A 25,041-nucleotide genomic window follows, 5' to 3' on the forward strand; every position below is an offset into this window, starting at 1 on the left:
CAAGGGCCGGCGCATTCTTTTCGGGAATCGCCGGCCCGGCCTCGGGAGGAATTGTGGAAGACGCACGGAAGATCGAGGACCTGATCTACTACCAGGTCAGCGAGTACAAGATGCGGCACGGCGGGGGGATCCACCTCTACGACGCCGACGGCAGGGCGTACATCGACTGCGCCTCGGGGACGTTCAACCTCAGCCTCGGCTACGGGCACCCCGAGATCGTCAAGGCCATGCGGGAACAGGCCGACCTGCTGGTCCACGCCACCTCGACGTTCCAGACCGAGCCGGTGGAGCGGCTGGTGCGCCGACTGGTCGCGGTGTCGCCGCCGAACCTCACCCGGGTCCACCTGAAGGTCTCGGGCGGCGCGACCGCCAACGAGGGCGCCGTGAAGATGGCCCAGGTGCGCACCGGACGGCGGGATGTGATCACGCTCTTCCGCAGCCACCACGGCCAGACCACGATGACCACCGCGATGTCCGGCGAGGCCTTCCGGCGGGCGCCGTTCCCGACGCAGATCGCCGGCATCACGCACGTCCCGGACCCGTACTGCCTGCGCTGCTTCTACAAGCAGAGCCCCGACAGCTGCGGCCTGCTGTGCGCGGAGCGGATCAACGACTTCATCGACCACGCCTCGTCGGGCAGCGTGGCCTGCATCGTCGTGGAGCCGGTGTCCGGCTCGGGCGGCAACATCGTGCCGCCGGACGGCTACCTCGCCGCGCTCCGCCGGATCTGCGACGAACGCGGCATCGTGCTGGTCTTCGACGAGGTGCAGACCGGCATCGGCCGCACCGGCCACATGTTCGCCGCCGACCACTTCGGCGTGCGGCCGGACATCATCACCACCGCCAAGGGCCTGGGTGGTTCCGGCGCCCAGGTCGCCGCGATCCTCACCACCGAGGAACTCGCGGGCCTGGACGGCGAGTACCACTCGTTCACCTACGGCGGCAACGTGCTGGCCGCCGCCGCCGCGGACAAGACCCTGGAAATCGTCTCCCGCCCGGAGTTCCTGGCACACGTCCGGACCGTCGGCGCCCACCTGATGGAGCGGCTGCGCGACCTGGCGGCGCGCCACCCCCGGATCGGCGACGTCCGCGGCCTCGGGCTGATGATCGGCCTGGAGATGGTCGACCGGGACGGCCGGCCGGACACCCCGCTGACCCTGCACCTCGCCCACCGCGGCATGGACCACGGCCTGATCCTGCGTACCTCCCGCTACGGGCGCGGGAACGTCCTGAAGATCCGGCCGCCGCTGATCATCACCACCGAGGAGGCGGACCTCCTCTGCGACCGGCTGGAGACCCTCTTCGCCGCGGAGGCGACCTGATGACCGACATGAAGGACTACCTGCTCGGTCTCGCCCGGCTCGTCCGCGACGAGATCACCGCCGGCCGGGCCCGGTCCGAGAACCGTGACGTCCGCGGCCACTCGCCCGGCGGCGACGCCCAGTTCGGCATCGACGACGTCGCCGAACGGGCCGTCTGGAAGTACGTCGTCGACCACGACCTGCCCGTCGCCGTGTTCTCCGAGGACCGCGGCCTGCGCACCCACGGCCGCCACCCCGAACACCTCCTGGTGGTCGACCCCATCGACGGCACCCGGCCCGCCGTGGCCGGCCTGGAGTCCGCCACCGTGTCCGTCGCGGTCGCCCGGCTCGGCGACCGCCCCCGCATCGCGGACGTCGAACACGCCCTGCTGATGGAGTGGAAGACCGGCGCCCACCTGTACGCCGAGCGCGGCACCCCCGGGGTGGCGGCACACGGCTACGACCACCCCGTGCCCGCGCCGACCCGGACCACCGACCTCTCCCGGATGTTCTGGTCCCTGGAGTTCAACGGCCACCCCGCCCGACTGATGACCGAGGCCTACGGGCACCTCATCGACCTCTCGGCCAACACCGGCGGCGTGTTCGTCTTCAACAGCGCCACCTGGTCCATCTCGCGCCTGATCACCGGTCAGCTCGACGCGTACGTCGACATCGGCAACCGGCTGCTGCGCGACGACCCCGCGCTGCTCGGCGAGTTCCAACGGGTCGGCAACGGGCGGGTGCTGCACCTGTTCCCGTACGACATCGCCGCCGCGGTGCTGCTGGCCGAGCAGGCCGGCCTCGTCATCACCGACGCCTACGGGCAGCCGCTCGGCGACACCGCACTCACCGAACTGGACGTCGCCAACCAGCGGTCCTGCGTGGCGGCGTCCACACCCGAACTCCACCGCAAGCTGCTGGACGGCATCGCCTGGCGAAGCTCCGGGGGGCGGGCATGACGGACGACACCGAATTCCGGCAGCTGCTGGAGCGGCTCTCGGCCCGGGCCAGCAGCGACTACTACAACCCGTACACCACCTTCGACTGGCCGGCCGAACTCCCCGAGGACGAACCCTGGTTCTCGCCCGAGCTGCTGTCCGTCCACGGCACGGAGTACGTCGACCGGCTCACCCCGGACCAACTGCGGGCACTCGGCCGCGGGGAGAGCGTCAACTTCTACAGCCTGAACGTCCACGGCATCAGGGAACTGCTCATCGAGGTGATGCGGCGGATCCACACCCCCGGCTTCGAGATCCCGTCCGAGTTCTTCCACCACTTCATCGGTGAGGAGAACGAGCACATGTGGTTCTTCGCCACGTTCTGCCTCAAGTACGGCGGACGGATCTACCCGGAGAAGCGGCTGAAGCTGGCCGTTCCCTCCGACGACCCGGCGCGGGAGAACTTCCTGGTCTTCGCCCGCATCCTGCTGTTCGAGCAGATCGTCGACCACTACAACGTGCGGCTGGCCGCCGACGAGCGGCTGCACCCGACCATCCGACAGCTGAACCGGATCCACCACCAGGACGAGAGCCGGCACATCGCCTTCGGGGCCCGGCTGGTCCAACTGCTCTGGGAACGGCTGCTGGAAGCCGGACTGGACGAGGCCGACCGCCGGGCCATCGGCCGGAACCTCGACGGCTACCTGTCCGCGAGCATCGGCTCCCTCTACAACCCGGCCGTCTACCGGGACGCCGGGATTCCGGACGGACTCGCCTTCCGCAAACGCCTGCTGGACCACCCGGCGCGCCGGGCCGAGCACCGGCGGGTGCTGCGCAAGTCCAGGGACTTCCTCCGGCGGATCGGCGTCCCGGAGACATGAACCGGCTCCGCGCCGACCCGCCCGTCCACCCGCACGTTCGACTGCCGCAGGTTCGACTGCCGCAGGTTCGACCGCCGTCCGCTGACCGCCGTCCGGAGGAGGACGATGTCCCACACCGACCGCGCCGCCCGCACCAGTTGGTCCGTCCAGGACGGCCTCGCGACGCTCGGCGGGCCCGCCACCGGCCTGCTGCGCGCGCTCGACGACGTCTTCACGGGCTGGGCGACCGCCCGCGGCGCCGAGCCGATGACGCTGCCACCCCTGCTGCCCGCCGCCGAACTCCGGAAACTGGACTACTTCCAGAACTTCCCGCACCTCGGCAGCACCGTCAGCCGGATCCGGCCCGACCGGCTCGACCAGGACAGCGCCAAGGCCGGGGCCGACCCGGTCCCCGCCCACGACCTCGCCGACGCCACCCACCTGCTGCCCTCGGCCGCCTGCTACGGAGCGTTCCTGCACCTCGCCGACAGCTCGCTGGACCGGGACGCGGCGCTGGTGACCACCGTCGCCCACTGCTACCGCAACGAGGACCACCACGACGGCCTGCGCCGGCTCTGGGGGTTCACCATGCGCGAGATCGTCTGCCTCGGCAGCCAGGACGCCGTCCGCGCGCACCTGGACCACCACCGGACGGAGGTGGCCGCCTTCGCCGACCGCCTCGGCATCGAACTGCACCGCGCCCCGGCCAGTGACCCCTTCTTCCGGCGCGACAGCCCGCGCGCCGTGCTGCAGGTCCTCGCGCCGGTCAAGGAGGAGTTCCTCGCCCCGGACGGCACCGCGGTGGCCTCGCTCAACAACCACCGCAACTTCTTCGGGGAGCGCTGCGCGATCCGGCACGACGGCAGGCCCGCCTTCACCGGGTGCGTCGCCTTCGGACTGGAACGCTGGCTGCACGTCCTGGACCTGCGCTTCGACGGTGACCTCGCCGCCGCCCGGGACGCGGTGGTCGAGGCCGGAGCGCCGCAGTGACCGGGCCGGTGCCGCGCCCGACCCGGCTGGAGCGGCGCCTCGGGGTGACCCTGCCCCTGCTCCAGGCCGGCATGGGCGGCGTCGCCGGGCCCGAGCTGTGCGGCGCCGTCTCCCGGGCGGGCGCCGGCGGCGTCCTCGGCCTCTACAAGGAACCACCCGAACAGGTTCGCCGACTGATCGCCGACACGGCCGCGCGAACGGACCGGCCGTTCGGCATCAACCTGGTGCCCGAGGTACTGGCCCCCGACCGGTGCCGGGCCCAACTCGACGCGGCCCTCGGCGTCCTGCCGGAGCGGGCGTTCGTGACGTTCTACGGGCTGCCCGCACCGGACCTGCCGGCGGCGGTCGTCCGGGCAGGCCTGCCGGTGGTGGTCCAGGTCGGCACCACGCACGCCGCCGGCCGGGCCCTCGACGCGGGCGCCGACGTCGTCGTGCTCCAGGGCGTCGAGGCGGGCGGGCACCTGCTCGGCGCCCTGCCCGCCCTGCCACTGCTGCGGGCCGTCCGCCGGGACCACCCCGATGCCGTCCTCGCCGTCGCGGGCGGCATCGCCACCGGCGCCGACCTCGCCCGGGCGGTCGCCGAGGGCGCCGACGGGGCGATGGTCGGCACCCTCTTCGCCGCGGCCCGGGAATCCGAGGCGCACCCGGAATTCAAACGGCGGATCGTCGCGGCCGGGGCCTCGGACACCGTGGTGACGACGGTCTTCGACATCGGCTGGCCGAACCGGCCCCACCGGGTCCTGCGCAACGCGCTGACCGCGCCCGGCCCCCGGCGGTCGGCCCGGTTCATCGCCACCGCCACCGCCCCCGGCGGCCGACGACTGCCCGTCCCCCGGTACAGCGCCGTCGTACCGTCCGTCCGCACCGAGGGCCGGATCGAGGACATGGCGATGTACTGCGGCGACTCCTGCGAACGGATCACCGCCACCGAATCCGCCGCGGACCTGGTGGAACGCATCCGCGCCGACTACGGACGCGCGCTGCACGAGACCCGCCCCGAGCGGGCCGATCACGCCGGTCACGTCGATCACGTCGATCACGAAGGAGAGTGCCACGGTGAATGACTCCCTCAAGCCGGTGGTCGACTGGCTGCGCGCCCGCAACCCGGCACTCGGCGAGATCCCCGCCGACCTCGACCTGATCGAGAACCGGATCATCGACTCCCTCGCCTTCATGGAGTTCATCCTGTTCCTGGAAGACCTCGTCGGCCGGGAACTGGACGTCGCCGAGCTGAGCGCCGACCAGTTCCGCACGCTGCACGCCATCGAGGACAACTTCCTGGCAGGAGAAGGGAGTTACTGAATGTGGCAGGGCACGGCGGTCTCGCTCCACCTCGCGCCGACGCACGGCGCACCCCTCGTCGAGGTGCGGGAAGCCGTCGCAGTCACCGGCCGCGGCCTGGAAGGCGACCGCTACTTCCAGGACCGCCCCGGCGACGCGCAACTCCGACGGGCTCCCGGCCGAGCCTCCCGCGTCTGCGAGATCTCCCTCCTCGACATCGACGCCCTGGCAGCGCTGGAACGCGAGCACCGCATCCGCCTCACCCACTCCGAGGCACGCCGGAACGTGGTGTGCCGCGGGGTTCCGCTGACCGAACTCGTGGGCCTCGAGTTCACCGTCGGAGACCGCGTGCGCCTGCTCGGCATCGCGCTCAGCGAACCCTGCGCCCGGCTCGAACAGCTCACCAGACCCGGCGTCCTGCGCGGACTCCTCCACCGCGGCGGCCTGCGCGCCCGCATCGTCGAAGGCGGCACCCTCCGCACCGGCGACCCGATCCGGCCCGGAATCTGACGTCGCGCGTGTCAGGCGGCATAACCGCAGTCCAGAGTCGGTTTCCGCGCGCCTTGAGAGCGACGTTCGGCAGCTCCGGCGCGGGCCTTGCCGACGACCGGCGGGTCGGTGCTCGTCCTGCAACGTCTCCGCCCAGGGCGACCCATGCCCGACCGAATCTTCGCATCGGCCGAACAACGCGCCCGGTTGGGCCGGATCGGCGCCCGGACCGCGCAGCGGGCCAACGACATCTGGGGCCGCGGCGCCCAGCTCGGCGGGAAGATCGAGCAGGTGCCGGGCCGGGCAGACCTCGTGACCGCCCAGCCGGGGAAGGCGACCGGCACCCTCGCCGGCCCGTCGACGCGCCCGGCCCGCGAACTCATCGGGCCCTGCCGCGAGCGGCGGGAGGTCGAAGCCGCAGGCGGAGGCGGAAGGGCCAGCAGTCGCGGCCGACTGCGATGAGTCATAGCGTGATGACCCGGTGTAGCCGGATCATCATGGCTCGATGGCGACGAAATGAGGAACCCATGGCCAGCAAGGCCAGCATCGTTTTCGCCCACGGACTCTGGGCCGACGGGTCGTGCTTCAACAAGCTCGTCCCCGCGCTCCATGCCGAGGGGCACGCGGTCTCCAGCTCGCAGCACGGCCTCGACTCGCTCGAAGGCGACGTCGCGTGCGTCACCCGCTCCATCGACTACGTGCCCGGCCCGGTCGTGCTCGTCGGTCACTCCTACGGCGGGACCCTGATCACCAAGGCCGGCGTTCACGACCGCGTGGGCGCACTGGTCTACATCGCCGCGCTGGGCCCGGACGAGGACGAGACCTCGCAGGACCAGCAGAACAAGTTCCCCCGTACGCCCGTGTTCGATCACATCGACGTCTCCCACGGCCGGATCTGGCTCAAGGAGTCGGGTACCGGCGACTTCTGCGGCGATCTGCCGCCGGCCGAGCAGAAGCTCGTCCGGGCCGTGGGCGCCGTGCCGGTCCCCGACCTGTTCGACCAGCAGGTGCCCGGCACCGCCTGGCGCACCAAGCCGAGCTGGTGCATCGTCGCGAACAACGACCGGACGGTGCACCCGGACCTGGAGCGGGCCTCCGCCGAACGGATGGGCGCCAAGACCCATGCCGTCGACAGCAGCCACGTGCCGATGCTCTCGCAGCCGGCCTTCGTCCTCGACGTCATCCGCGACGCCGCGAAGTCCCTCGAAGCGTAGACGTCGGCGGGAGTCGGAGGTGCCCGACCGTGACACGGTCGGGCACCTCTCCGTTCCTTTCGGGGGCGGTCAGGGGGTCGTGACGGCGGAGGCGAAGTCGGGGTGCACGCCGAGTTGGGCGAGCATGACGCTGACCCCGACGTAGCAGTTGAACTCCTTGACCTTCCCGCCTTCCACGTACCAGAAATCGGCGGTGGGGATGCTGAGCCGGGCGCCGCCTGCGTGGACGGTGCCGGCGGGCGTCTCGAAGGGGCCGGTGACGGTGCCCTCGATCGTCAGCTCGACGGCGACCACGTCGCCCATGACGTGGAGCCGGTGCAGTTCGCGGTGGATGTCGGGTGCCAGGGCGCCCATGAAGACGACCTGGTCGCCGAGGTGTGCACCGCGGTAGCTCTCGCCTGCGACGACATTGTTGAACACCCCGTCCGCAGCGAACAGGTCGATGAAGCCCTGCACGTCGAGGACGGGGCCTTCTGCTGCGTGATAGGCGGCCCGGACCACGGCCTCCGTGTCGGTGGTCATCGCGCTTCCCCTTCCGAAGGCGGCAACTTGCGCCGGTTGTCAAACGATTGATTGAGTTTCTCGGTGCTCGGCGTCCGGTCCGTGCCCTGGTCCACAGCGCGGCCGGCCGAGGCTGGGTGGGGACGATGGTGGCGGTGTCGGCCTCCAACGCCGCCGTGAACTCCCGCTCCAGCTCCTCGGTGGTCCGCACGTCGACGGCGCGGCAGCCGAAGCTGCGGGCGAGGGAGGGGATGTCCAGGCCGGGCAGGTCGACGCCGTCGCTTTCGCCCGGGGATGCGGGGCGTCAGGGCTTGCAGGGGCGGGTCTCGGTCCAGTCGACCAGCAGGCGGCGTTCGGCGAAGAGCCAGTCGCCGTCCTGTTTGACGAACCGGTCGAGGTAGCGGATGGACGCGATCATGATCGTGCGCTCGTCGTCCGGGCCGGACGAGACGTGGTGCGCCAGGCAGTAGGTCTCGCCCTCGGCCCGGTCGCCGTCGAGGGCGACGGTGCTCTGGCCGTTGAAGTGGGTGGTGGCCCGGTACTGGTCGAGGTCGGCGAAGACCGGCGCGAGGGCGGCGCGTCCGTGCAGCTCCTGGGTCGGTTCGGCGGCAGTGGCGTCCAGGTGGACCAGGAAGCGGCTGTCCTCGGTGAACAGGGCCAGCTGGCCCTCGGCGTCCCGGCGGTCCGCGCAGTGCGCGTAGGCGTCGACCAGCCGGCGGATGGCCAGCCGGTCCGCGGCCTCCGAAGGTGGGACGGCATCGGGGGAGGACACATCGGCTCCGATCCTTCGCACTGCCTGACCCCAGCAGGACAGCACCGGCCCCGGAAGCCCCGCAACCGGACGAACCGGACGCCGCCGGTGACCTGCGAACCTTCCCACCGCCGAGCGGCACCGGGTCACACGCTCCGAGCGGCCGGGTGCGGTGTGCTGCTGCGGGCGGAGCGGCCGGGCTCCGCGAGCATGGCGCGGAAGGCCGTGGCCACGGCGTCGGGGCGTTCCTGCATGGCGACGTGGCCGACGTCGGGCAGGGTGAGGAGCCGGGCGTCGCGGAAGGCCGCGTAGGCCCGGGCGGCGGTACGGAAGGCGACGAGACGGTCGTCGCGGCCGTAGACGAGCAAGGTCGGGGCGGTGACCAGGCGGGCCTGCTGCCAGGCCGACGCCTGCGCCGGAAGCGGGAGGTGGGCCCGGACGAGGGCGCGCACGCCTTCGGCCAACATGCCGGATGCGTAGGGGAGTTCGGCGCGGCGCAGGCGTTCGCGCTGCTCCGTCGCCCGCTGAGCGGCGCCGACTCGCGACGGGTCGGCGTAGATCAGGCCGTAGAGGTCGTCGAGCTGCCGCGCGGGGCTCCGGGCCGACTGCTGCCGGGCGTACAGGCGGGGTGCGCCCGGCAGGGCGAGCAGGGCGACCCGCAGGGCCCGGAGCGGCGGGAGAGCGGGCAGGGCCGGCGAGATCAGGGTCAACGTGGCGACCAGCTCCGGACGGTGGGCGGCGAGGTGGAGGGCGGCCAGAGCGCCGAGGGAGTTGCCGACCAGGTGGACGCGGCGGTGCCCGGTGCGGTCGAGGTGACGGGCGACGGCCGAGGCCTGACGTCGGACGGTGACGAGGCCGTCGGGCGGGGGAGCGGAGCGGCCGAAGCCGGGCAGGTCGAGTGCCAGGCAGTGCACCGACGGCCGGAGACGGTCGACCAGCGCGGCCCAGTTGTGGGTCCAGCCGCCCAGCCCGTGCAGGAGGACGGCGGTGTCGGCGTCCGGGCGGGTGCCGGGGGCGTAGTCGGCGGCGAGCGGCTGGTGCATGACGGTCCGTTCCGTGGTGTCAGGTGAGCCCGGCGCCGGCGGACTCCGCGACCGCGAGCCGGTAGTGGTCGACCAGCCGGTCGCCGACCGCCGCCCAACTGCGGGCGGCCACCGCGGCCCGACCCGCCCGGCCGAGCGCGCGGCGCAACTCCGTGTCCCGGGCGAGCCGCTCCACGGCCTCCCGGAAGCCGGAGCCCGCGCCGGGCGGGACGAGGAAGCCGGTGCGTCCGGGGTGGACGATGTCCAACGGTCCGCCGGCCGCCGGGGCGACCACGGGCAGTCCGCTGGCCATCGCCTCCTGGAGGGTCTGGCCGAAGGTCTCGAACGGCCCGGGGTGGGCGAACACGTCGAACGAGGCGTACAGCCGGGCGAGTTCGTGCCCGGTGCGGCGGCCCAGGAACAGCGCGTCGGGCAGCGCGGCGGCCAGCCGGGCGCGGCACGGGCCGTCACCGACGACCACCAGCCGTACGCCCTGGAGCCGGGACGCCTCGGCCAGCCGGTCGACCTGCTTCTCCTGCGCCAGCCGTCCGACGTAGCCCACCAGGACCTCGCCGGGGCGGCCGAGGCGTCGGCGCAGGGCCTCGTCCCGGTGGCCGGGGTGGAACCGAACGCAGTCGACGCCGCGCGGCCACAGGTGGACCCGGGGGATGCCGTGGGCCGCGAGGGTGTCGACCGAGGACCGGGACGGCGCGAGGGTCCGTACGGCCGCCCCGTGGATCCGCCGCAGCCGGCGCCAGGCCAGCCGGGCCCCGGCCGCCCCGGCGAAGGGCAGGTAGGTCCGGGCGTAGGCGGCGAGGTCGGTCTGGTACACCGCCACGACGGGGACGCCCGCCCGCTCGGCCGCTGCGGCTCCGGCCGCCCCGAGCACGAACGGGCCGGCCAGGTGGACCACGTGCGGACGGTGCCGCCCGATGGCGTCGGCGACCAGGGGCCCGGGCAGGGCGATCCGCACCTCCGGGTAGCCGGGCAGCGGCAGGGACGGGACCCGGACCACCTCGCAGCCGTACGCGGCGGAGCGGTGCCCGCCGTCGCGTCGCCACGTCGCCGGGGTCACCACGAGCGGGGCGTGCCCGCGGGCCAGCAGGTGTTCGGCGGTCCGCAGGACGCTGTGGGCCACGCCGTTGAGCTGCGGGGCGAAGGACTCGGTGACGATCACCACCCGCAGCCGTTCGCCGCCGGAGGCCGGACCGTCCGCGGCGGGTGCCGCCGGCCCGGGCAGAACGCCGTTCACCGGACGGCCTCCGCTGAGCCGGCAGCGCCCGAGCCGGCAGCGCCCGAGTCGGCCGGGACGGAGCGGCCGACCGCGTGCAGGTCCCGCCGGATCTCCCGGAAACAGGCAGTCAGCCCGGCGTCCGCGTACGGTACGCCGATCTCCGCACAGTAGGCGCGCACCAGGTGCGAGGCCGGGCGCAGGGCCGCCGCCGGCATGGCGGGAAAGAGGTGGTGCTCGATCTGGTACCCGAGGCCGCCGAAGAGGGCGTGGACGAACCGGCCCGCCCGCAGGTTGCGGGAGGGCAGCACCTGCCGCCGGAGGAAGCCGGTGCGCCCGGCGTCCGGGCCGGTCATCGGCATCCCCTTGTGGTTGGGGGCGAAGACGCAGCCCAGGTAGATGCCGAGCAGCGCCCCGAACAGCACGGTGAAGGCGAGCGCCTGGAACGGCGTGAGGACGGCGACCGCGAGGGCCACGGCGAGGACGTGGTGCAGGAGGGCGAGGACGCGCTCCAGGACCGGGCGGCGGACGGTGCCGCGGACGAGGGTCACGCCGGTGGCCACCAGCAGTCCGAGCGCCTGGAGGGACAGCAGCGGGAAGAACAGCTCCGCCTGATACCGCGCCACGAACCGCCGCAACCTCCTGGCCCGCCGGGCCTGTTCGGCGGTGCGGACGAAGAGCAGGGAGTCGGCGGCAGGGTCGTGGCCCACCCGGTTCGGGTGGGCGTGGTGCCGGTTGTGGTCCTCGACCCACCAGCCGTAGCTCATGCCGACCACCAGGTTGCCCAGCACGATGCCCGCCAGGTCGGTCGTCCGGCGGCCGGCGAACACCGCGCGGTGCGCGACGTCATGGCCGAGCAGCGCCAACTGGCCGAACAGCAGGGCGAACAGCGGCGCCAGGCCGAGCTGCCACCAGCTCTCGCCGAGCGCCACGAAGCAGACCAGCAGCCCCGCCAGCGCCGCGACCAGCACTGCACCGCGGGACGCGTAGTACAGCGGGCGCCGGCGCAGCAGCCCGGCCCGGTCGACCCGCCGGTACAGCTCGGCGAACTCACCGCGCCGGGCGGTTCCGTCACCCGAGGGGTCCTGAACGGTCATGCCACCACTCCGGTCTCGGCGTGCCCTGGCCGCCCGAGGCCGCACACCGTCGCCCGGGCGGGGAGGACCCGATTCTTCCGCGCCCGAATCGTCGCCGTTCCGCACCTCGGAGGAGAGCGACCCGATCGGGTGAGCCGCTGCCGCCGGTACCCGAGCTGCTGTTCGGCGGTCGACGGCCCGCACGCCCCGCCGCCGGGCCGGTTGGCACCACGCTCACGCACCGGGCCTCGAACCGCCGTACCGGCACCCGTGAACGGCTCCGCCCGCACCGGCCCGGCCCCAACACCCCGCCCGTGCAACGGAAATGCCCGGCGTCGGTGGGTGAGTGGGTGTCAGTGGGCGGCGGCGCAGTCCGGGTGGCCCCAGCCGGAGCCGACCTTGGTGATGGTGGCGCCCTTGGGGTAGGCGGAGCCGCACGGGCAGGTGCCGGGGAACCGGGCGGCGAGGGTGCGGCCCGTGCCCTTCGCGGCAGTGGAACGGCGGGGCTTGGCCGGGGCCTTGGCGGAGCTCTGCGGTTCGGGCTCGGGCAGGTCGGCTGCGGTGCCGGCCGCGCCCTGCTGGGTGCGGGCGGCGTCGCTGGCGGCCTTGTCCGCGACGGCGTTCAGCGGGTCGCCGTTCACCTGGTGGGCGGCGACGTACACGAAGGTGACGTCCCGCCCGGTCAGCAGCGCGTCGATGCGCTGGATCAGCTCCTGATTGGCGACCGGCTTGCCCGCGGCGGTCTTCCAGCCGTTGCGCTTCCACCCCGGCAGCCACTTGGTGACGGCGTCACGCGTGTACGTGCTGTCCAGCCGCACCTCCAGCGGCACCCCGGGGTCGGTGGCGGCCAGCAACCGCTGAAGAGCCGTCAACTCGCCGACGTTGTTGGTGCTGTGCCCCAGCGCCCCGGACTCCCACCGCTGCGGCACGGCGGCGGTGTCGGCGACCACGTACGCCCAGCCCGCCGGCCCGGGGTTGCCCTTGGCTGCTCCGTCACATGCGGCGATCACTCGTTCGACCATGTGTTGATCATGCCAGCTTCCGTGCGGACCACGGTCCGCGCCTTCGCCGCTCACCCGCTTCGCGCGCCCGCGGTCGTCGATCCGGGCCGTCCGGGTGTTCCGGGACGTGTCCGGCGCCGGGGCGTGCCCGTGGTGGCCGACCGTGGGGCGTGCGGTCGAATCCGCGACCGCGGGAAGCAGCGAACGGGAAGGTGGAGACGTGGGACGGAGTGTCGTCGTCACGGACGCCGATCACGGGATCGGCGAGGAGGCGGCCCTGCGGCTGGCCGGTGCGGGGTTCGAGGTGGTGGCGACGGGCAGCACGCGGGCGGGGGTCGAGCGGCTGCGGGCGCGGGCGCGGGACGGTGGGGTGCGGCTTCGGGTGGTGGGGCTCGACGTGACCGAGCCGGGGGCGTGCGAGGAGGTGCTGGGGGACGTCCGACGGTGGACGGGCGGGGGTCCCTGGGCTCTGGTGAACCATGTCGCGGTCGCGGCGGCACGAGCCGTGGAGGACACGAGCGAGGAACAGGCCCGTCGGCTGATGGAGGCCAACGTGTTCGCCCAGGCGCGGATCGCCCGGCTGGTGCTGCCGGCCATGCGTCGGGCCGGTGGCGGACGGATCGTCACGGTCTCCTCGGCCGCGGCGCGGGCGGTTCTGCCGTTGCTCGGCTGGTACAGCGCCAGCCGGGCGGCCGCCGCCGCCCTGCACCACGCGCTGCGGGTGGAGGCGGCGCCGTTCGGGGTGCGGGTCGTCCTGGTCGAGCACGGGTTCCACACCACCGGGCTCGTCGACCAGGCCGTCCGGACGCTGGCCGAGCCCAGTGCGGTCTCACCCCGCTTCTCCGACTGCTACCGGGCCGTCGCCGCGGCGCTCGGCGACCGGCCCCGCCTGGTCGGCCCCGAGCGGGCGGCCGCCGCCGTGCACCGGGCCCTGGTTGCGGACCGCCCGAGAGCGAGGTATCGCGTCGGCCGGGACGCGCGGGTGGGGGCGGCGCTGGACGCCTGCGCCCCGTTCGTGGTGGGCGACGCGGTCAAGCGTGCGCTGCTGGGCCTGTCCGGTCCGCCGTCGCGGGCGGAGCGGCTGTTGGCGCGGCTCTGCGGGCTGCCGGAGTTCTGACGGCGGGGCGCCGGTCGGCCGGTGCCGCGCAGGGGTTGGACCAATCCGGTGAGCGCGTGAATCACGATGGTGGAGCCTGGCCGACGGGTTGTGTTCCGGCCGCTACGGTCCTGGCGTGATCACCGTACGTGCACGGCTGGCCGGGGTGGCGGTCCAGCTGCCGGAGACCTGGGTTCCCATGGCGGAGCGGGAGGCGCAAGTCGCCGCCGCGAGCGCCTCGTTCAGCCCGCCGCCGGGCCTGGTGACCCAGCTGACCGGTGTCGAGGGCGTCCACCTGGCGGCGCCGGACGAGCAGCCGTCCGACCTGGCGGTCGCCGCCGCCCGCAAAGCGCTGGCGGAGAGCGGGCACGGTGCCGACGACATCGATTTGCTGATCTTCGCCGCCAGCTGCCAGGACCACACGGAGCCGGCCACGGCCCACGTCGTCGCGGCCAAGCTCGGTCTGTCGTGCCCGGCGCTGGACGTGAAGAACGCCTGCAACAGCGTGCTCAACGCCGTCGAGCTCACCCAGGCGCTGATCTCGACGGGGCAGTACCGGACCGTGCTGATCGCCTGCGGTGAACGGGCGGCGGATGCCACCCGGCTGAACGTCCCCGACGCGGCGGCGTTCGCGCGGGCGTTCCCCGGCTACGGATTCTCCGACGCCGGCGCCGCCCTGGTCCTCACCGCGGGAGACGGCGAACCCTCGGCGCCCGGAGTGCTGGGCTGCCGCTTCGTCGCCGACTCCGCCGCCTGGTCCTCGGCAGTCGTCCGGTACGGCGGATCTGCGGCGCTGCGCGAGCCGAGCGAGGAGGGACGGTACTTCCGGATGGACAGCACCGCGATGCGCAGCCGGCTTCGCGCGCTGTGGCCGGGCCTTCGCCTCTTCTTGGACGAACTGGGCCTCGCCTGGCGGGACTTCGCGTTCATCGGCGTGCACCAGGTGGCGACGGGCGACATCCGCACCATGCTCGCCGTGGAGCCCACGATGCCCGCGGACCGGCTGGTCCTGACCCTCCCGCGACACGGGAACATCGCCTCCGCCTCCCTGCCGCTGCAACTCGTGCGGGCCCGGGAGAGCGGCCTGGCCGGGCCGGGAGACCTGGTCGCGCTCATCGGACTCGCCGCGGGCGCCAGCGCGGGCCTGGTAGTGCTGCGCCTGTAGCGCGCCCGCTCCACGATCCGAAGGCTTTCCCCATGCATTCTCAACTTCTCATCGGAAAGCAGGAATTGATGGTCTCGCTGTACGACTCGATGAAGGAGAACCTCGCCGCGCACTTCCGGATCGATCCGGAGACCGTCACCCCGGACGCGACGCTGGAATCCCTCGGCCTGGACTCCCTCGCCCTGGTCGAGCTGATGTGCGTGCTGCGGGACAACCTGGGCCTGCGGACTCCCGACGGCGACGGGCTGATGTCCCTGCAAGGGACCTTCGCCGACCTCGTCGAAGCCGTCGAGCAGGCGCAGCCCGCCGTGGTGATCCCGGCGGCAGCCGGTCCCGTCCCCGCCCGGGTGCCGTCGCGGTGACGGGAGGCGAGGTCGCCGTCACCGGGCTCGGCCTGGTCACCGCAGCCGGCATCGGCGTGGCGGAGACCTGGCGCGGGGTGTGCGAAGGCCGGTCGACGGCGGCGCTCGACCCGGAGCTGGGGGACATTCCCGTCCCCCTGAGCTGCCGGGTCCAAGGGTTCGACGCGGACGCGGTGATGGGATCCCAGGTGTGGCGGACCGACCGCACCGTCCACCTCGCGCTCGCCGCAGTGCGGGAGGCCGTCGCCGACGCCGGACTGGACCCGCTCACCTGGGACGGCGCGCGGGTCGCGGTGGTGATCGGCGTCGGCTGCGAAAGCCGGGACGCCGGCCTGCGGGCCACCGCGAAGTACCTGGACCACGCCTACGACACCATCTCGCCGCTGACCATCCCGAAGTTGCTCACCAACGCGCCCGTCGGTGAGGTCGGGATCGCGCTGAACGCGCTCGGGCCGTCCCTGGCGGTCAACACGGCGTGCGCCTCCGGTGCCACCGCCCTGGCCACCGCCCGGGACCTGCTGCTGGCCGGGCGCTGCGACATCGCCCTGGCCGGCGGCGCGGAGGCCGCCTGCCACCCGGTGACCTCCGTGTCGTTCTCCCAGATGAAGGCGCTGTCGACCCGGCTGCACGATCCGGCCGGCGCGAGCCGCCCCTTCGACGCCGACCGGGACGGCTTCGTCCTGGGCGAGGGCGCCGGGATGCTCGTCCTGGAACGGACGGCGGACGCCCGGGCCCGCCGGGCCCCCGTGCACGCGCTGTTCGCCGGTCACGGCCTGTCCGGCGACGGCCACCACCCCACTGCCGGCCACCCCGAGGGCGCGGGCATCGAACGGGCCTTCCGCGCCGCCCTCGCCGACGCGGGAATGGAGCCGGCGGACATCGGCCACCTCAACGCGCACGGCACCTCCACCCGGATGAACGACCGGATCGAGGGCCGGACCATGAGCCGGATCTTCCGCGGCCGCCCGCCGGCGATCACGTCGCCCAAGGGCGTCATCGGACACACCCTCGGCGCGGCCGGGGCCATCGACGCGGCCCTGAGCGTGCTGTCCCTGATGCACCGGACGATCCCGCCCACCGCCAACTTCCACCGCCTCGACCCGGACCTCGACCTGGACGTCGTCGCCAAGACGCCGCGCAGCGTCCGGATGGACGCGGTCGCCAGCAACTCCCTGGGCTTCGGCGGCCACAACACCGTACTGATCCTGCGCCGAGCCTGATCCGCCCCCGACCGGGCCGGAACCGAGAAAGGACGACCATGACACCTCCTCGCAGCGTGGTGATCACCGGCGCCACCAGCGGCATCGGGAAAGCCACCGCCCTGCGGATGGCCGCCGCAGGGTTCGAGGTGTTCGCCACCGCACGCAGCCCGGAGAAAGCGGAGAAACTGCGCGCCGAGGCAGCGGAACACGGGCTGGCGCTGCGGACGGCCGCCCTGGACGTCACCGACCCCCGGGCCTGCGCCGATGTCTTCGGCGAGATCGCCGACCGGACCGGCGGCGGACCGTGGGCCGTGGTGAACAACGCCGGCGTCACGCTGCCGCGCGCCGTGGAGGACGTCGACGAGGCCGACGCGCGCCACGTCATGGAGGTCAACGTCCACGCCCCGGCCCGCATCGCCGGCCTGGTCCTGCCGGCGATGCGGGCCAGGGGGTACGGGCGCATCGTCAACGTGTCGTCGGCGTCCGCCGTCGCCACCCTGCCGTTCGCGGGCTGGTACAGCGCGAGCAAGGCCGCGCTCAGCGCGCTCACCCACGCCCTGCGGATGGAGAGCGCCCCGTTCGGCGTGGAGACGGTGCTGATCGAACCGGGCTTCCACCGCAGCGCCATCCTCGGCCACGCCGAGAGCCGGCTCACCGTCCCGAGCCGGATCTCGGAGCACTACACCGCCTGCTACCGCACGCTGGCCCGCGCCATGGGGGACACCGGCCGGTATCCGGGGCCGGAGCCGGTGGCCGAGGCGATCCACCGGGCGCTCACCGCCCGCCGACCCAAAGCCCGCTACCTGGTGGGCACCGACGCCCGTATCGCCGCCAGGTTCGACGCGCTGGCGCCCTACGCGGTCAGTGACCGGTTGAAAGCCGTCCTCGTCGGGGCACGCGGATCCGGCGGGCGGGCCGAGCGGCTGGCCGGGCGTCTCATGGGCCTCGGCCCCTTCTGCTGAGCCCGAGCCCGTCGAGGAAAGGACGAGGAGAACCGTGTCGAGACGGAGAGGGACCGATGCCGGTGAGGCGGTCGCCGCGAGTCCGGCGGACCGGCTGATGCTCGCGGAGGCCCGGGCCGACGTCCACGACTCGCGCGTGCAGGTCGGCGTCTTCAGCCGCATGCCGGGGCCGGCCCCCGCGCTGGACGACCTGAAGGCGCTCCTCGCGGACGCGGTCGACCGGGCGCCGACGCTGTCCTACCGGATCACCGGTCGGGGCCGCCGCGCACGCTGGGAGGTGGACCCCGGGTTCGACATCGGCCGCCACGTGCTGGAGTGCCGGGTCCGGCCCGGCCGGAGCGTCCAGCAGGCGGTCATGGACGCGCTGCGGGCGAACCCGCTGCCGCGCGAGCACCCGCTGTGGAGCGTGATCGTGCTGCACGGCTACCGCCAGGACGAGTTCACCCTCTGCTACCGGGCCCACCACGCCTTCCAGGACGGCATGGCGGTGGCCCGGACCTGCGAAGCCGTCTTCGGCGGAGCCGCCCTGAACCGGCCCGAACCGCTCCCGGCACCGGAACGCCCGCCCGCCAGGCTGCTCCTGACGGTGTTTCGGGAGTTCGGCCGGATCGCCTGGCGGCCCGCCCGCTGGCTGCCCCGCGCGACGAGCAAGGACGGCCCAACTCCGGCTCTGCACACCGCCGTTCTGGATGCCGACGCCGTCCGGGCGGTCGCCGCGGGCACCGGCGCCACACCCGCGCAGATCGCCCTGGCCGTCCTCGCCGGAGCCCTGCGGGCCTGGCAACCCCAGCACTGGACGGACCGGCCCGACCGGAGGCAGCGACGCGGCCTGCCGACGCTCCTGAGCATGAGCCTTCGCCCCTTCACCGACCGCTCAGCCCTGGGAACCCAGGCCGGCCTGCTGCCCGTGGCGCTCCCGTGTGCGGAGCCGTCGCCGCTGCGCCGCCTCGAACAGGTGCGCGCCCACGGTGCGAGCGCCAGGATCAGCCTCCACCACCGTGCCCAGTCGTACATCTGGCGCCGCCTGCCGTACCCGCTGACCCGGGCCTTCTGGACGGCGTCGGTGTGGGCGTCCCCGGGCTACCTGGTCACCACGTCCTACATGCTTCCGCCCGGGCTCCGCGGCTCGGTCGTCGACTCCGGAGCGGTCTTCACCGTCCCGCAACTCATGCGCGGTTCGGCCGGGACGGTCCAGTTCATCGCCCAGGGCAGCAGCGTCACCGCGTCGCTGCTGTTCGATCCCGCGGTCCCCGGCGTGGAGCGACTGCCGGACCTCATGGCACGCGCGCTCGCCGACCTCCGGGCAGCCCTGCCGGGCGCCGGCGCCGGGTGACCGCGGCGGGCGGTCACGGCCGGTCCGGGCCCGGATCGGCCCGGCGGTAGCTGACCGTGCTGACCGCGATCAGACGTCCCTCCACCCGGACGACCGCGTCCAGGACTTCGCCGAGCGGATCCGTTCGGTGCTGCCGGAGGGTGAGCGTCACGTCCAGGGTGTCGTCGGGATCGGCGTTGCCGACGTAGTTGATCTTCTGGTCCTCGATGCGGCGGCCGAGAAAGGCCGAACTGTCGCGCCCGAGGACGCGCCACAGCTCCCACAGCGCGGAGTCCACGACCGAGAAGTAGGAGGCGAAATACATCAGCCCGACCGGATTGAAGTCGCGGGCGAGGTCGACCGGCCGACGGACGGTGTAGCCCCTGGCGATCGTGAGGTGGTCCGGCTCGTGGTGACGGAACGTGCCGCTGCTGCGGGCGGCCACGCACAGGCGGGGCGCGTAGTACTGCCGGGGGACGGTGGGGAGGTGCTCGTGGGCGAAGTCGTGCGGCGAGGAGCGTTCGAGCCCGTGATTGCGGTCGGCGGCGGAGCGGGCGACCCAGCGGTTGAAGTTCTCGACGTACAGGCAGTCGGGGCGGGGCTCCCCGTAGAACTCCCGCCAGTGGAAGGCCGTCGGGTCGACCGTCCCGGCCGGGGACAGGCGGTGCAGGGTCAGGGTCGAGTCGCCGCCCGCCGCGAAGACGCCCGACACGACGTCGATCCGGTCCCCGAAGGAGAGCCGGTGGGGATGCACCGCGCCGGTGCACTGCGCGTGGAAGTAGTAGAACGCCAGGTACGTCGGATCCCCGGACACCGTGCGCGCCGTCAGGACGTCGGTGGAGCAGGCGCTGCTGACCGCGTCCCAGGTCCAGTCCCCGATCCGCGCGTACAGCTGAGCGTTGAAACCGGACATGGACGGCGTCACCGTGGCCTGCCGGATGACGGTGTTGTGGTTCATCGGGCCTTCGTCCTGTCCTGTGCGGAGGGTGCGGATCGCTGCGGACGCCACGCGGGGTTGTCCGTCGGGCACGTGTCGTCAGCCGGCGTTCATCCGGAGGACGGCGCGCACGACGGTGTCGGCCACGGCCGCCGGAACCAGCCGGACGAGCGGGGCCACGGCCGCCTCCGGTCCGACGCCGTAGCGGCGGCGCGGCCTCGGGGCGAGCAGGGCACGGCGCACCGCGCGTGCGACGCGCTCGGGCGGGACCGGGCGGTGGAGTGCGAGGAGGCGCCGGGTCGCCGCGTAGGCGGCTCCGTGCACGCTGTCCGCCGGGGGCGGGGCGGCGAGGGCGTCGGTGAGCAGGGGCGTGTCGACACAGCCGGGCTCGATCAGCGAGACCCGGATCCCGCGCGCGGCGACCTCGCAGCGCAGCGCGTCGGTCAGCGCCTCCAGGGCGTGCTTGCTGGCGCAGTACCAGCCGTTGAGCGGTGTGGCGAACCGGCCGGCGACGGAGCTGATCTGCACGATGCGCCCGCCGCCCCGGCGGGTCATGCCGGGCAGGACGAGGCGGGTGAGGCGGGCCGCGCCCAGCAGGTTGACCTCCAGGACCTGCCGGGCGTCCGCCTCGGCGACGTCCTCGACAGCTCCGGGCACCACGACGCCGGCATTGTTCACCAGTGCCCACGGGCCGCCGCCGGTCTGCTCGTCGATCTCGGCGACGGCGTCCTGGCAGGAGACGGGATCGGTGACGTCCAGCAGGACGGTGCGCAGCTCCAGGCCCGCTTCGGCCGCTGCGGCGGTGAGCTTGGCGGCCTTCTCCTCGGTCCGGGCGGTGGCGACGACCCGGAACCCGTGGGCGGCCAGGTCCAGCGCGGTGGCCCGGCCGATGCCACTGGTGGCGCCGGTGACGACGACGGTCCTCATCGGGCCGCCGCGGCCGCAGGCGCGGAAGCGTGGACGACCGCCGCGTGGAGTTCGGCGAGCGACTCCGCGAGCAGACCGGGCAGCAGGTCCGCGTCACGCGGCAGGATGCGGAAAGCGGGGTGGAAGGACACGACGGAGGGCTGCTGGAGGACGACGAATCCACTCGAAGCGGCGGTCGGCCGCGCAGGTGCCACGAGTACCTCCTCGGCTCCCAGCGCGGCGGCGTCGAGGGGAGTGGAGACGATCGTCACGCCGACCGAGGACGGCGACAGCCGCACCGCGAGCCGGGCCGTCGGGCGGGCGACCGGGCCCGGCAGCCGCAGCAGGCCGGTCAGGAGCCGGCGGTAGCGGACCAGCTCCTCCAACTCGGCCTGCTCCATGACGAGCCGCAGCCGGCGTTCGGGCCCGGGCTCCGCACAGGGCAGCGACAGCGGGGCCACGGCCACCCGGTTTCCCAGTCCGTCCCGCTCGCGAGGGCCGCGCAGGCTCATCATCAGGACGACGGGCAGGGAGCGGGCGCCGGCGTCCCGGCGCTGCGGGACCCACTGCCGCAGGGCTCCGCAGATGACGGCCAGGCAGATCTGGGCGGTGGAGGCCTTGGTGGCGCGCGTGATCTCGTCGAACGGTGCGCGGTCCAGGCCGACGGCGGGCCGCAGCCAGGCGCCTTCGGCCGGGTCGGGGTCCGGTTCGGGCTGCCACTGGACGCGCGGTCCGAGAAAGCGCGGCGCGAACCTCAGGCCCGCCCGCACGGCCGGCAGGTCGGGCAGCGCGAAACGGGCCGGTTCCGCCACCGGGGCCGGAAGGCGGCCTCCCCGGAGCAGCGCGGCCGTGGTCGCCGCCGCGGCGACGCCGTCCTGAAGGAGATGGGAGACGCGGTAGGCCAGCAGGTGCTCGCCGGGGCGGTAGCCGCTGATCACCTGCAGGCTCCACGGCGGGCGCCCGGGAAGCCAGGGTCGCTCCAGCGCCGTCGCCAGGCACCGCTCGGGAGTCCAGCCGGCCGGGAAGCGGACGTCCTCGACGTGGTCCCGCGGGTCGACGCCGCCGGCCGGCTCGAAGTGCAGGCTCCGGCCCCGCCCGGCGAGCCGGTGGCCGAGTGCGGGAATCCGGTCGGCGACGTCGGTGAGAAGCGCACGGACCTCCTCCGGGGCCGGAGGCTCGCCGAGCTTGCGCAACGCGCAGGAGAAGTGCCAGTACGAGGGGTGCGGAGACCTCTGCTGGTCCGCCCAGGCGTACCAGTCCGTCATGGTCAACGGCACCGTGCCGGTGCTCCTGTGGTGCGTCCGTGTGAACACGCAGATCCGCCTCGCAGCCATTCGGTCACTCTCTGTGCAGACTATGGCGCACGAGGAAGCCGACTCCGCGCTTCCGACACGAACCGCCGCGCGCCCGAATCGTCGACGACCGGGGGATGACGCGGGACCGAAGAGGGGGATCGGCTCGATGGCACGGCCCGCAGTCGGCCGGGGACGACTGTGCGTCCTGGCCTGGATCGTCCTCGCCCTCGCCTCGTGCGCCGTCCTGCCGGGCGTCCTCGCCAGGACCCACGGCATCCCGCCCGACCTGCCCGGAAGCCCGTCCGCGCAGGCGCACGCCGTACTCGCGCGCGACCTGCCGCAGTTCGGCGAGGAACAACTCGTCCTCGCCTTCGACTCCGCGACGCTGGGCTCCGACGACGAGGCCTACCAGCAGGTCCTGACCGCGGCCGCCCGCGCCGTGCGGGCCGCCCCCGGCGGCGCGCACGTGCTGCCGGTCCCCGACAGCCCGGGACGCGACCCCCACCACGCCTACCTGCTGCTCGGCGCACCGGGCGACGCCGCCGAACGCCAGCGGCTGCTGCCCGCCTGGCAGGCCGCCGCCGAGCACGCCGCCGAGTCCGCCGCCGAGTCCGCGTCGAACGGGCAGGTCCGTGTCGCACTGACCGGCCTCACGCCCGTCTTCGACGAACTCCAACGGGCCGACCTGCGCGACCTGCGCGGGGTCGAGGCGGTGAGCGTCCCCGCCGCCCTGCTGGTGCTGGTCCTCGGCCTGGGGTCGGTCGGCGCCGCGCTCGTGCCGCTGCTGTTCGCGGGCCTGGGCGTCCTGGTCGGCATCGGGGCGCTGGCCGCCCTGGATCCGGTGCTGCCCGTGGACGGCGCGACCCTGACGGTTGCCACGACCGTCGGCTTCGGACTCGGCCTCGACTACTCCCTGCTGATGCTGCTGCGCTACCGCGCCCACCGCGAGCAGGGGCTCGCGCCCGCCGCGGCCTCGGCCCGCACCAGGGCGACGGCCGGGCGGGCGGTGATGTGGTGCGCGGCGGCGGTCGTCGTCACCAGCGCCGGGCTGACGACCGTTCCGATCCCGCTCGTCCGCTCCATCGGCGTGGCCGCCGCAGCGACCACCGTGATCACCGCCGCCGTGGCGCTCACCGCCCTGCCGGCGGCCCTGCCGGGCCTGGACCGCCTGCTGCACCTGGGCCGCGTGCGCCGCCGCCCGGCCCGGACGTCCACCGCTGCCGGCACTTCGGCCGTCGACGCGGCCGTCGACGCGGCGGACGGTCCAGGCCCTCTCTTCCGGATCTTGTCGGGCGCGCGAAGCCGGATCATCCCGGCTGGAAGCACCGGCAAACCATCCAAGTACACCCAGTACGAGGACGGTTCGCCGGCACTCCCAGCCGGGCGCCCGACTCCGCGCGCTGATCCGACAAGATCCGGAAGAGAGGGCCTCGTCGCACGCTGCGCCGAGCACCTGATGCGCCGGCCCTGGCCCTACCTCCTTGCCGCGGTGGGCCTCCTGGTCCTCGCGGCCCTGCCGGCGGGCGGACTGCGGCTGGGACTGAAGGTGGACCGGACGGCGATCGCCGGTACTGCGGCGGGGGCGGGTCTGAGCCGGCTGGAGCAGGACGGGATGGCCGACATCACCATGATCGTGCTGCCCCATCCGGCCGGGGCCGGACCCGTGGACACCCTGGCGCTGACCGACGCCCTGAAAGCCGACCCGAGAGTGTCCTCGGCCGGCGCGCTCGACAACGGGCGGAACCTGACCGTGGTCGCCGTCGCCGACCGGATCCCCGTCGACAGCCCGGACTCCCCCCGCCTGACCGCCGACCTGCGCGCCCTCGCGGCCCGCAGCCTCCCGGCGGACCAGCCGGTCCTCCTCGGCGGGCCCGCAGCCACCCTCGGCGACTTCCACCGCGCCCTCGACCGCGCGCTGTGGCGGGTCGCCGCGATCGCCGTGGCGGGAACCTTCCTCCTGATGCTGGTGGCCTTCCGCAGTCTGCTGCTGCCCTTCAAAGCCCTGGCGATGAACGCCCTCTCCACCGCCGCGGCCTACGGCCTGCTGGCCTGGAGCACCCGGCACACCGACAGCACCGTCAATCTCGCGACCCCGCTGCTCGCGCTGACGATCGTCTTCGGCCTGTCCCTCGACTACGAGGTCTTCATGGTCCACCGCATCACCGCCCACTACCGTGCCCGCGGCGACTGCCGCCGCGCCGTGGCACTGGGCCTGAGCGAGACCGCCCTGCCGATCACCCTCGCGGCCGCCACCATGGCCACCGTCTTCGCCGGACTCCTGATCACCCACCGCCAGGACCTCCAACAGCTCGGCTTCCTGGTGGCCGCCGCCGTCCTGCTGGACGCCACCCTCATCCGCCTGGTCGTCGTCCCGACCCTCATGCGGCTGCTCGGCCACCTCAACTGGTGGCTCCCCCTGGCCAATCGCCGCAGGCCCGCCCGGCAACCGGCCCCTGCCGGGAGCCTCCCGAACCAGCTCCCCACCGCTACGGCCCAGCTCCTGAAGACCGCCGGCGGCCCCACCGACGACACACCCGGAGCCCCCTGATGACCGCCACCCGTCCCACCCGCACCGCGCTGCTCGCCGCGGCAGCCCTCACCGCTGCCCTCGCCCCCGTCGCCGAGGCCGCCGCGCCCCGCCCGGACACCGCGCAGGCACGCGCCGCGACACCGCTCCTCAGCTGCCGCGTCGCCACCAGCGCGGACGACCCGGTCGCCTTCTCCCCACCGCTGACCTTCCAGGCCCGCACCACCCAACTCACCGGCACGCTCGACCTGTTCGACTGCACGTCCCCCGACGGATCCCAGCCGGACCTGGACAGCGGCACCCTGACCCTCCGGGCCACCGGCCGGGCCGGCTGCAACGGCGCCACCCAGATCACCGGCACCGGCACCATCACCTGGTACGACGGCGCCGGCGAAGAGGCCGGCACCTCCAGCCTGCAGCCCGTCGGCTCCGTCGACGGCTACAACCCGGGCGACGCCCTCCTCGGCGGAACCGTCACCGACGGCCTGCTCGCCGGAGCCCGCGCGTCGGGAAGCGCGACCCCCACCGTCGACGTCGACCAGTGTGCCGAAGGGGGAATCTCCACCCTGAACGGCTCCGGCACCATCCGCTTCCTGCCCTAGGGTCCGCAGGCCCGGCGCCG

At 73.8% G+C, this 25,041-nt stretch carries 26 protein-coding genes; 17 read left to right on the plus strand and 9 right to left on the minus strand.

Annotated features, from left to right (window positions below):
- Positions 1-53 precede the first annotated feature (53 nt).
- The 9 genes from AMK19_RS11310 (at position 54) to AMK19_RS11350 (ending at position 7,073) form a co-directional block, all read left to right on the plus strand.
- Positions 54-1,322 (plus strand): aspartate aminotransferase family protein, encoded by a 1,269-nt coding sequence (locus tag AMK19_RS11310; protein WP_241844341.1) that lies wholly within the window; start codon positions 54-56, stop codon positions 1,320-1,322.
- Positions 1,322-2,260, plus strand: a complete 939-nt coding sequence (locus tag AMK19_RS11315; RefSeq protein WP_241844342.1) for an inositol monophosphatase family protein — start codon at positions 1,322-1,324, stop codon at positions 2,258-2,260. The genes AMK19_RS11310 and AMK19_RS11315 overlap by 1 nt, the downstream gene beginning before the upstream one ends.
- The gene (locus AMK19_RS11320) at positions 2,257-3,120 is read left to right on the plus strand and encodes a diiron oxygenase (protein ID WP_073810605.1); all 864 of its coding nucleotides are present in this window, start codon (positions 2,257-2,259) and stop codon (positions 3,118-3,120) included. Before AMK19_RS11315 ends, AMK19_RS11320 begins: the two co-directional genes overlap by 4 nt.
- Before the next feature lie 105 nt (positions 3,121-3,225).
- Complete coding sequence (locus AMK19_RS11325; RefSeq protein WP_073810607.1) at positions 3,226-4,089, plus strand: hypothetical protein; 864 nt, start codon at positions 3,226-3,228, stop codon at positions 4,087-4,089.
- Entirely contained in the window at positions 4,086-5,153 is a 1,068-nt protein-coding gene (locus AMK19_RS11330) for an NAD(P)H-dependent flavin oxidoreductase (RefSeq protein WP_073810609.1), read from the plus strand. Before AMK19_RS11325 ends, AMK19_RS11330 begins: the two co-directional genes overlap by 4 nt.
- Complete coding sequence (locus AMK19_RS11335) at positions 5,146-5,391, plus strand: acetyl xylan esterase (protein WP_073810611.1); 246 nt, start codon at positions 5,146-5,148, stop codon at positions 5,389-5,391. The genes AMK19_RS11330 and AMK19_RS11335 overlap by 8 nt, the downstream gene beginning before the upstream one ends.
- Positions 5,392-5,880, plus strand: coding sequence for an MOSC domain-containing protein (locus tag AMK19_RS11340; protein ID WP_073810613.1), 489 nt, complete (start codon positions 5,392-5,394; stop codon positions 5,878-5,880).
- Between the two features lie 144 nt (positions 5,881-6,024).
- Positions 6,025-6,321: a hypothetical protein gene (locus tag AMK19_RS11345; protein ID WP_073810615.1), complete on the plus strand. Its 297-nt coding sequence runs from the start codon at positions 6,025-6,027 to the stop codon at positions 6,319-6,321.
- Positions 6,322-6,386: 65 nt separating this feature from the next.
- On the plus strand, positions 6,387-7,073 hold the full coding sequence (locus AMK19_RS11350; RefSeq protein WP_073810617.1) for an alpha/beta hydrolase: 687 nt from the start codon (positions 6,387-6,389) through the stop codon (positions 7,071-7,073).
- Positions 7,074-7,142: 69 nt separating this feature from the next.
- Here the strand turns inward: AMK19_RS11350 and AMK19_RS11355 are convergent, their stop codons facing one another.
- The 6 genes from AMK19_RS11355 to AMK19_RS11380 form a co-directional block, all read right to left on the minus strand.
- Positions 7,143-7,595, minus strand: a complete 453-nt coding sequence (locus tag AMK19_RS11355) for a nuclear transport factor 2 family protein (protein WP_073810619.1) — start codon at positions 7,593-7,595, stop codon at positions 7,143-7,145.
- A 283-nt stretch (positions 7,596-7,878) separates the two neighbouring features.
- A complete protein-coding gene (locus tag AMK19_RS11360) occupies positions 7,879-8,346 on the minus strand; it encodes a nuclear transport factor 2 family protein (RefSeq protein ID WP_073810621.1) in 468 nt (155 codons plus the stop codon).
- A 125-nt stretch (positions 8,347-8,471) separates the two neighbouring features.
- Positions 8,472-9,368: an alpha/beta fold hydrolase gene (locus AMK19_RS11365; RefSeq protein ID WP_073810623.1), complete on the minus strand. Its 897-nt coding sequence runs from the start codon at positions 9,366-9,368 to the stop codon at positions 8,472-8,474.
- A gap of 19 nt (positions 9,369-9,387) precedes the next feature.
- Entirely contained in the window at positions 9,388-10,533 is a 1,146-nt protein-coding gene (locus tag AMK19_RS37135; RefSeq protein ID WP_073810908.1) for a glycosyltransferase family 4 protein, read from the minus strand.
- A 62-nt stretch (positions 10,534-10,595) separates the two neighbouring features.
- Positions 10,596-11,675 (minus strand): fatty acid desaturase family protein, encoded by a 1,080-nt coding sequence (locus AMK19_RS11375; protein WP_073810625.1) that lies wholly within the window; start codon positions 11,673-11,675, stop codon positions 10,596-10,598.
- A gap of 332 nt (positions 11,676-12,007) precedes the next feature.
- Positions 12,008-12,676: a ribonuclease H family protein gene (locus tag AMK19_RS11380; RefSeq protein WP_073810627.1), complete on the minus strand. Its 669-nt coding sequence runs from the start codon at positions 12,674-12,676 to the stop codon at positions 12,008-12,010.
- A 199-nt stretch (positions 12,677-12,875) separates the two neighbouring features.
- Here AMK19_RS11380 and AMK19_RS11385 point away from each other — a divergent pair, with 199 nt between their 5' ends.
- The 6 genes from AMK19_RS11385 to AMK19_RS11410 all read left to right on the plus strand — a co-directional run bounded on the left by AMK19_RS11385 (position 12,876) and on the right by AMK19_RS11410 (position 18,775).
- Complete coding sequence (locus AMK19_RS11385) at positions 12,876-13,772, plus strand: SDR family NAD(P)-dependent oxidoreductase (RefSeq protein ID WP_073810629.1); 897 nt, start codon at positions 12,876-12,878, stop codon at positions 13,770-13,772.
- Between the two features lie 115 nt (positions 13,773-13,887).
- A complete protein-coding gene (locus tag AMK19_RS11390) occupies positions 13,888-14,916 on the plus strand; it encodes a 3-oxoacyl-ACP synthase III family protein (protein ID WP_073810631.1) in 1,029 nt (342 codons plus the stop codon).
- A 32-nt stretch (positions 14,917-14,948) separates the two neighbouring features.
- On the plus strand, positions 14,949-15,278 hold the full coding sequence (locus tag AMK19_RS11395; protein ID WP_241844343.1) for an acyl carrier protein: 330 nt from the start codon (positions 14,949-14,951) through the stop codon (positions 15,276-15,278).
- A complete protein-coding gene (locus AMK19_RS11400; protein WP_073810635.1) occupies positions 15,275-16,498 on the plus strand; it encodes a beta-ketoacyl-[acyl-carrier-protein] synthase family protein in 1,224 nt (407 codons plus the stop codon). The genes AMK19_RS11395 and AMK19_RS11400 overlap by 4 nt, the downstream gene beginning before the upstream one ends.
- Positions 16,499-16,536: 38 nt before the next feature.
- Positions 16,537-17,442, plus strand: coding sequence for an SDR family oxidoreductase (locus AMK19_RS11405; protein WP_083646665.1), 906 nt, complete (start codon positions 16,537-16,539; stop codon positions 17,440-17,442).
- Between the two features lie 34 nt (positions 17,443-17,476).
- Positions 17,477-18,775 (plus strand): wax ester/triacylglycerol synthase domain-containing protein, encoded by a 1,299-nt coding sequence (locus AMK19_RS11410; protein WP_143200153.1) that lies wholly within the window; start codon positions 17,477-17,479, stop codon positions 18,773-18,775.
- 13 nt (positions 18,776-18,788) lie between these two features.
- Here the strand turns inward: AMK19_RS11410 and AMK19_RS11415 are convergent, their stop codons facing one another.
- The 3 genes from AMK19_RS11415 to AMK19_RS11425 all read right to left on the minus strand — a co-directional run bounded on the left by AMK19_RS11415 (position 18,789) and on the right by AMK19_RS11425 (position 21,874).
- Entirely contained in the window at positions 18,789-19,712 is a 924-nt protein-coding gene (locus tag AMK19_RS11415; protein WP_073810641.1) for an LnmK family bifunctional acyltransferase/decarboxylase, read from the minus strand.
- Positions 19,713-19,790: 78 nt separating this feature from the next.
- Entirely contained in the window at positions 19,791-20,618 is an 828-nt protein-coding gene (locus AMK19_RS11420) for an SDR family oxidoreductase (protein ID WP_073810643.1), read from the minus strand.
- A complete protein-coding gene (locus AMK19_RS11425) occupies positions 20,615-21,874 on the minus strand; it encodes a hypothetical protein (protein WP_158071890.1) in 1,260 nt (419 codons plus the stop codon). The genes AMK19_RS11420 and AMK19_RS11425 overlap by 4 nt, the downstream gene beginning before the upstream one ends.
- A gap of 184 nt (positions 21,875-22,058) precedes the next feature.
- On the opposite strand from AMK19_RS11425, the gene AMK19_RS11430 reads away from it, so the two are divergent.
- Both AMK19_RS11430 and AMK19_RS11435 read left to right on the plus strand, forming a co-directional pair.
- Entirely contained in the window at positions 22,059-24,440 is a 2,382-nt protein-coding gene (locus AMK19_RS11430; protein ID WP_073810646.1) for an MMPL family transporter, read from the plus strand.
- Complete coding sequence (locus tag AMK19_RS11435; RefSeq protein WP_073810648.1) at positions 24,440-25,021, plus strand: hypothetical protein; 582 nt, start codon at positions 24,440-24,442, stop codon at positions 25,019-25,021. Before AMK19_RS11430 ends, AMK19_RS11435 begins: the two co-directional genes overlap by 1 nt.
- Positions 25,022-25,041: the final 20 nt, after the last annotated feature.

Source organism: Kitasatospora sp. CB01950 (assembly GCF_001905465.1).
GTDB lineage: Bacteria > Actinomycetota > Actinomycetes > Streptomycetales > Streptomycetaceae > Kitasatospora.